Annotated in this window: 7 protein-coding genes; 3 read left to right on the top strand and 4 right to left on the bottom strand. The window is 64.4% G+C overall.

Annotated features, from left to right (window positions below; all coding sequences use genetic code 11):
• Window positions 1-355, top strand: a 355-nt coding sequence (locus BP26_RS0122320; RefSeq protein ID WP_029922773.1) for an IS630 family transposase, incomplete at its 5' end; no start/stop codon positions are given.
• Here BP26_RS0122320 and BP26_RS0122325 read toward each other — a convergent pair.
• The 4 genes from BP26_RS0122325 to BP26_RS0122340 all read right to left on the bottom strand — a co-directional run bounded on the left by BP26_RS0122325 (window position 352) and on the right by BP26_RS0122340 (window position 4,203).
• Entirely contained in the window at window positions 352-951 is a 600-nt protein-coding gene (locus BP26_RS0122325) for a putative ATP-dependent zinc protease (RefSeq protein ID WP_029922774.1), read from the bottom strand. The genes BP26_RS0122320 and BP26_RS0122325 overlap by 4 nt on opposite strands.
• 5 nt (window positions 952-956) lie before the next feature.
• On the bottom strand, window positions 957-2,243 hold the full coding sequence (gene purD / locus BP26_RS0122330) for a phosphoribosylamine--glycine ligase (protein WP_029922775.1): 1,287 nt from the start codon (window positions 2,241-2,243) through the stop codon (window positions 957-959).
• Window positions 2,244-2,303: 60 nt separating this feature from the next.
• Entirely contained in the window at window positions 2,304-2,831 is a 528-nt protein-coding gene (ppa, locus tag BP26_RS0122335; protein WP_029922776.1) for an inorganic diphosphatase, read from the bottom strand.
• Window positions 2,832-2,943: 112 nt separating this feature from the next.
• Complete coding sequence (locus BP26_RS0122340; protein ID WP_029922777.1) at window positions 2,944-4,203, bottom strand: 6-phosphofructokinase; 1,260 nt, start codon at window positions 4,201-4,203, stop codon at window positions 2,944-2,946.
• 225 nt (window positions 4,204-4,428) lie between these two features.
• Here BP26_RS0122340 and BP26_RS0122345 point away from each other — a divergent pair, with 225 nt between their 5' ends.
• Together BP26_RS0122345 and BP26_RS29835 are read left to right on the top strand one after the other, a co-directional pair.
• The gene (locus BP26_RS0122345; protein WP_029922778.1) at window positions 4,429-4,992 is read left to right on the top strand and encodes an adenylate kinase; all 564 of its coding nucleotides are present in this window, start codon (window positions 4,429-4,431) and stop codon (window positions 4,990-4,992) included.
• Between the two features lie 147 nt (window positions 4,993-5,139).
• Window positions 5,140-6,079, top strand: a protein-coding gene (locus tag BP26_RS29835) for an IS630 family transposase (protein ID WP_436233358.1) whose coding sequence is annotated in 2 segments (ribosomal slippage) — window positions 5,140-5,474 and window positions 5,473-6,079 — 942 coding nt in all. Because the reading frame shifts where the segments join, the coding sequence is not laid out codon by codon here.
• The last annotated feature ends 19 nt before the right edge of the window (window positions 6,080-6,098 follow it).

The following is a 6,098-nucleotide window of genomic DNA, read 5'->3' on the forward strand; positions in this document are numbered from 1 at the left end:
CCTGCACGACCAGGTGCCCGCCGATCTGGATGTGCATGTCGTGATGGACAACTACGGCACGCACAAGACCCCAGCGGTTCGATCCTGGTTTGCTCGCCACCCGCACTTCAAGCCCCACTTCACGCCCACCTCGGCCTCTTGGATCAACCAAGTCGAACGCTGGTTTGCGGACCTGACCCAGAAACAAATCCGGCGCGGGACGCATCGCAGCACGGTGGCGTTGGAAGCCGCCATCCGTGACTACCTGAATACCTACAACAAAAACCCACGGCCATTCGCTTGGACCAAGTCCGCCGACGACATCCTCGCTTCCATTAAGAGATTTTGTCAGCGAACTTCTAACTCAGGACACTAGTGCGCAGCCGTCGTCGGTGCGGTTGAAACCGCCGGTGCCGGGGGTGCGCAGTTGGGCTCGAGCATGGTGTTCTTCTTCAGCGGATCGATCTGGCCGAACTGCGCCGCGTCGGCCTTGCCCAGCAGCAGCGGCGGCACATAATTGCTGCGCAGTTTCAGCGTCACGTTGGTGGTGAAGGCGTGGTCGCCGATGCAGAAGCTCATCGCCACCACCGGTTGGTGCAGGGTGCCGCCGTCGCGGTCGTGCACATGCTGGTCCTTCAGCACCGGCAGCGCGAGGTTGACGGTCTTGCCGGGCATGACCTCGCCGTTGTCGATGGTGAAGTGCACATAGGTGCCGCCTTCGCCGCTGGCGTACTTGATGTCCTGCACCAGCAGCACGGTGGAGTCGCCGCCGCCGACCAGTTGCGCCTGCACCTCGATCGAAGGCGAGCCCGTCACCAAGGCGCGCTCCAGGCGGCCGTACACATGGGTCAGCGGCACCGGCTTGGCCGGTGCGGCGGCGGACGTGGCGGCGGATGTCTGCGCCTGCGCGCCAAAGGCGCAGAGTGCGCCGGCGAGCGCAACCAGCGATAAGCGGCCTGTTCTGTTTCTCATCCCGGTCAACCCCCTTTCTCCCTGGAAATCGCACGATAGCCGATATCCTTGCGGAAGTGGGCGCCTTCCCAGTGGATGCCCGCCAGCGCCTTGTACGCTTCGGCCTGCGCCGCGCCGACAGTGTCGCCGAGGCCGCAGACGCAGAGCACGCGGCCGCCGCTGGTCAGCACCTGGCCGTCGCGCAGCGTGGTGCCGGCATGGAACACCTTGGCCTTGTCGCCCACGGCCGTATCCAGCCCGCTGATCGGATCGTTCTTGCGGATGGCGCCGGGATAGCCGCCCGCGGCCATTACCACGCCCAGCGCCGCCTGTGGATTCCAGCGCGGCGGCGCGGTGTTCGGGTCGCCCGCCACCGCCGCTTCGAGCAGATCCAGCAGGTCCGAGTCCAGGCGCATCAGGATCGGCTGCGTCTCCGGATCGCCCAGGCGCGCGTTGAATTCCACCACGCTGGGACTGCCGTCCGGAGCGATCATCAGGCCGGCGTAGAGGAAGCCGGTGAAGGGGCGGCCTTCGGCGGCCATGGCGCGCAAGGTCGGCTCGATCACCTCGGCCCGCGCCCGCGCATCCACTTCCGGCGTCACCACCGGGGCGGGCGAGTAGGCGCCCATGCCGCCGGTGTTGGGGCCTTGGTCGTGGTCGAACACGCGCTTGTGGTCCTGGGCCGAGGCCAGGGGCACGTAGTTGGTGCCGGCGGCGACGACGATGTAGCTGGCTTCTTCGCCGACCAGGAAATCCTCGACCACCACGCGCGCGCCGGCCTGGCCCATGCTGCCTGCCAGCATGTGCTTGATGGCGTCCTGCGCTTCCTCCACGGTCATCGCCACCACCACGCCCTTGCCGGCGGCCAGGCCGTCGGCCTTGACCACGATCGGCGCGCCGCGCTGGGCCACGTAGGCCAGCGCCGGCTCGGCTTCGGTGAAGACGCGGTATTGCGCGGAGGGAATCCGGTGGCGCGCCAGGAAGTCCTTGGTGAAGGCCTTGCTTGCCTCGAGCTGCGCCGCGGCCTGGGTCGGGCCGAACACGCGCAGCCCGGCGGCATTGAACGCATCCACCACGCCCGCCGCCAGCGGCCCTTCCGGGCCGACCACGGTGAAACCCACGCCCTCGGCCTGCGCCAGCTTCAACAGCGCCGGCACGTCCTCCGCGGCGACCGCAACATTGCGGCAGCGGGGTTCGGTGGCGGTGCCGGCATTGCCCGGCGCTACCAGCACTTCGGCGACGCGGGAGGATTGCGCCAGCTTCCAGGCGATTGCGTGTTCGCGGCCACCGCCGCCGATGACGAGAACTTTCACAGCGGCAACTCCATCAGGGCCGGGCCGCCGCGAAAACGACGGCCCGGCGGCTCAGCATGTTTACTTGTAGGCCTTGATCGACTTCTCGATCTCGGCGCGCGCGGCGGCGGCATCGCGCCAGCCGGCGATCTTCACCCACTTGCCGCTCTCGAGATCCTTGTAGTGCTCGTAGAAGTGCTTGATCTCGTTCTGCAGGCGCTGCGGCACGTCGGACAGGTCCTTCATGTCCTCGTAGTACTTGTTCGACACCTTGTCGGTCGGCACGGCCAGGATCTTGGCGTCCTCGCCCTTCTCGTCGGTGGTGTCGAGCACCGCCACGGCGCGGCACTTGATGACGCAGCCGGCGATGATCGGGTGCGGCGTCAGCACCAGCACGTCGACCGGATCGCCGTCGTCGTACAGGGTGTGCGGCACATAGCCGTAGTTGGCGGGATAGCTCATCGCCACGTTCATGAAGCGATCGACCATCAGCAGGCCGGAGTCCTTGTCGACCTCGTACTTCACCGGCGGGCCATAGGCCGCGATTTCGATGACGACGTTGAATTCCTGCGGTGCCTTGTCGCCGGCGCCCAGCGCTTCAAAACCCATTGCGTATTCCTTCAGGTGGTGTGCGGTTGAAAATGTCGAGCCGGCATATTCCGACTTTACTGCTGTTCCAGATCCTTCGTTGCACTCAGGATGCGAGGATGCGCGCGCATCCTCACACCTTGAACTCGCGCGCCGTCTTCCTCGGCACCGGCACGTTCTTCAGGGTGACATAGGCCGGCAGGCCGTTGCGATAGGGCGGGTAGTCCTCGCCCTGGATCAGCGGCGACAGGTATTCGCGGCAGGCGTCGGTGATGTGGAAGCCGTCGGCGCTGATGAACGCGCGCGGCATCTTCTTTTCCACGTTGGCCACCTGGTCCAGCGGCGCCTCGCCGATGCTCCACTTGTAGGGGGAGGAGGCCTCGCGCACGATGGTCACCATCACGCCCGATTTGCCGGCCACGGCCAGCTCCACCGCGGCCCTGCCCACGGCATAAGCCTGCTCCACGTCGGTCTTCGAGGCGATGTGGCGCGCGGCGCGCTGCAGGTAGTCGGACACCGCCCAGTGATACTTGTACTGGAGCTTGTCCCTCACCAGTTGCGCCAGCATCGGCGCCAAGCCGCCCAGCTGCGCATGGCCGAACACATCCTTGCTGCCGGCCTCGGACATGAACCGCCCCTCGGCGTCCTGCAGGCCCTCGCTGGCCACTATCGCGCAGTAGCCGTACTTCTTCACCGATTCCTCGACGCGGGCCAGGAAGGCCGCTTCGTCGAACCTGATCTCGGGGAACAGGATGATTTGCGGCGCCTCGCCTTCCTTCTCCGCGGCGAGCCCGCCGGCGGCGGCGATCCAGCCGGCGTGACGGCCCATCACCTCCATGATGAACACCTTGGTGGAGCTCTTGGCCATCGAGGCGACGTCGTAGCCGGCCTCGCGGATCGACACGGCCACGTATTTCGCCACCGAGCCGAAGCCGGGGCAGCAATCGGTGATCGGCAGGTCGTTGTCCACCGTCTTGGGCACGTGGATGGCCTGGATCGGGTAGCCCATCCTGGCGCCGAGCTGGCTGATCTTGAGGCAGGTGTCGGCCGAGTCGCCGCCGCCGTTGTAGAAGAAATAGCCGATGTCGTGGGCCTTGAACACTTCGATCAGGCGCTCGTACTCGGCCTGGTTCTTGTCGAAGCCCTTCAGCTTGTAGCGGCAGGAGCCGAAAGCGCCGGACGGCGTGTGGCGCAGGTCGGCGATGGCCGCGGGCGACTCCTGCGAGGTATCGATCAGGTCCTCGGTCAGCGCGCCGATGATGCCGTTGCGGCCGGCGAAGACCGTGCCGATCTTGTCGTGGAACTTGCGGGCGGTCTCGATCACGCCGGCCGCGGAGGCATTGATGACAGCGGTGACCCCACCGGACTGGGCGTAAAAGGCGTTACGTGGCATCGCTCGGGGGTTCCTGCGCGGCGAAGCCGCTTGTTTGCTGTGATCGAACCCTCATTATAGCCAGTGGCAGGGCCGCCGCCGCCCGATTGCGCGTTGACGGGGTGCGCGGCGAACGGGTACCGTTACGCAAATATTAGGTTTCACGATTGCGAGCGTCGGCACCCGCCCGGCCGTTCCGCTGAGTTTTTTTCCACGCTGGTTCCAAAACCTGGGGCTGCATCATCTATGAGAATCGTTCTGCTGGGCGCGCCCGGCTCCGGCAAAGGCACGCAAGGCGAAAAGCTGGCCGCGCATTACGGCATCCCCAAGATTTCCACGGGTGACGCTCTGCGTGCGGCCGTGGCCGCAGGCACTGACCTGGGCAAGAAGGCCAAGGCCGCGATGGATGCCGGCAAGCTGGTGGCCAATGAAATCGTCATCGGCATCGTCGAAGAGCGTCTGGAACAGCCCGACGCCAAGCCCGGCTTCATCCTCGACGGCTTCCCCCGCAACACCGCGCAGGCGCAGGTGCTGGACAAGCTGCTCGCAGGCCATGGCCAGCACCCGATCGACAAGGCCGTGCATCTGGCCGTCGACGACGAGGAAATCATTCACCGCCTGCATGATCGCGCCGTCAAGGAAGGCCGTCACGACGACCAGCCGGACGTGATCCGCCACCGCATCGAGGTCTACAACGAGGAGACCCACCCCCTGCTCGATTACTACGAGGGGCAGGGCAAGCTGGTCACGCTGAAGGGCGTGGGCACGGTCGAGGAAATCTTCCAGGGCATCCTGAAGATCGTCGCCTGAAGAAGAAGCAGTGACTAGTGGCTAGTGATTAGCGAAAAGGTCGCCAGGTCATTGTTTTTGCTAGTCACTAACCACTGATCACTAGAGCATTTTTGATTTAACAATCAACATTTGGTAAACATTCCTCAGGTTCTACGGGAGGAATGTATGCGCGCGTATCCACAGGAGTTTCGGGACCGGGTGTTGGCGGCGCTAGGACGTGGGGAGAAGGCCAGCGAGATTGCCCGGCGGCTGGAAGTGAGTCGGTACTTTGTCTACCAAGTGCGCGATCGGTTCGTACTGGAAAGCGAGCGTGGCATCCGCCAACTGGGAGGCTATCGACGTTCAGCCATCGAGGGGATGGAATCCACGATCCAAGGTTGGCTCAAAGCCGAGCCAGACCTGACACTGCGGGACATGTGCGACCGGCTATCTTCCCAGGGCAGGGTCCTGAAGGTGCCGGCACTATGGCACCAGTTGAATCGGATGGGCCTGACGCTTAAAAAAAACCCTGCACGCCAGCGAGCAAGAGCGCGCCGACGTGCAGCAAGCACGGCATGAATGGAAGACCACCTTTCAGCCGACCCTGGATCCGGCCAAGCTGGTCTTCCTGGATGAAACCTGGGCCAGCACCAGCATGGCTCGCCGTTATGGGCGAGCGCCCCGAGGACAGCGCTGCGTAGCTGCCGTGCCTCATGGGCATTGGAAGACCACTACTTTCATCGCTGGGTTGCGCCAGGGTGGCCTGACGGCCCCTCTGGTGATCGATGGCCCCATGGACGGGGAAATATTCCTGGCTTATGTGCGGGACTTTCTATGCCCCACGCTCAAGCCTGGCGATACCGTCATCGCCGACAATCTGGGCAGCCACAAGGTTGATGGGGTGCGGCAGGCTATTGAAGCGGTAGGCGCAAGCATCCGTTACCTGCCGCCCTATTCCCCCGACCTCAATCCGATTGAGCAAGTCTTCGCCAAGCTCAAGACCCTGCTGCGCAAAGCCGCCAAACGTACCGTCGATGCGCTCTGGGACCACATTGGCAGCCTCCTCGACGCATTCTCTCCGGAAGAATGCAGAAACTATCTCACCAACGCAGGGTATGTCGATTAGTAAATCGAAAATGCTCTAG

Source organism: Nevskia soli DSM 19509 (genome assembly GCF_000711955.1).
Taxonomy (GTDB): Bacteria; Pseudomonadota; Gammaproteobacteria; order Nevskiales; family Nevskiaceae; genus Nevskia; species Nevskia soli.

Bases quoted from the DNA above. Each gene is read 5' to 3' on its own strand.
- BP26_RS0122325 (WP_029922774.1), bottom strand. From the start codon at position 951: ATGAGAAACAGAACAGGCCGCTTATCGCTGGTTGCGCTCGCCGGCGCA.
- BP26_RS0122340 (WP_029922777.1), bottom strand. From the start codon at position 4,203: ATGCCACGTAACGCCTTTTACGCCCAGTCCGGTGGGGTCACCGCTGTC.
- BP26_RS0122345 (WP_029922778.1), top strand. From the start codon at position 4,429: ATGAGAATCGTTCTGCTGGGCGCGCCCGGCTCCGGCAAAGGCACGCAA.
- ppa (WP_029922776.1), bottom strand. From the start codon at position 2,831: ATGGGTTTTGAAGCGCTGGGCGCCGGCGACAAGGCACCGCAGGAATTC.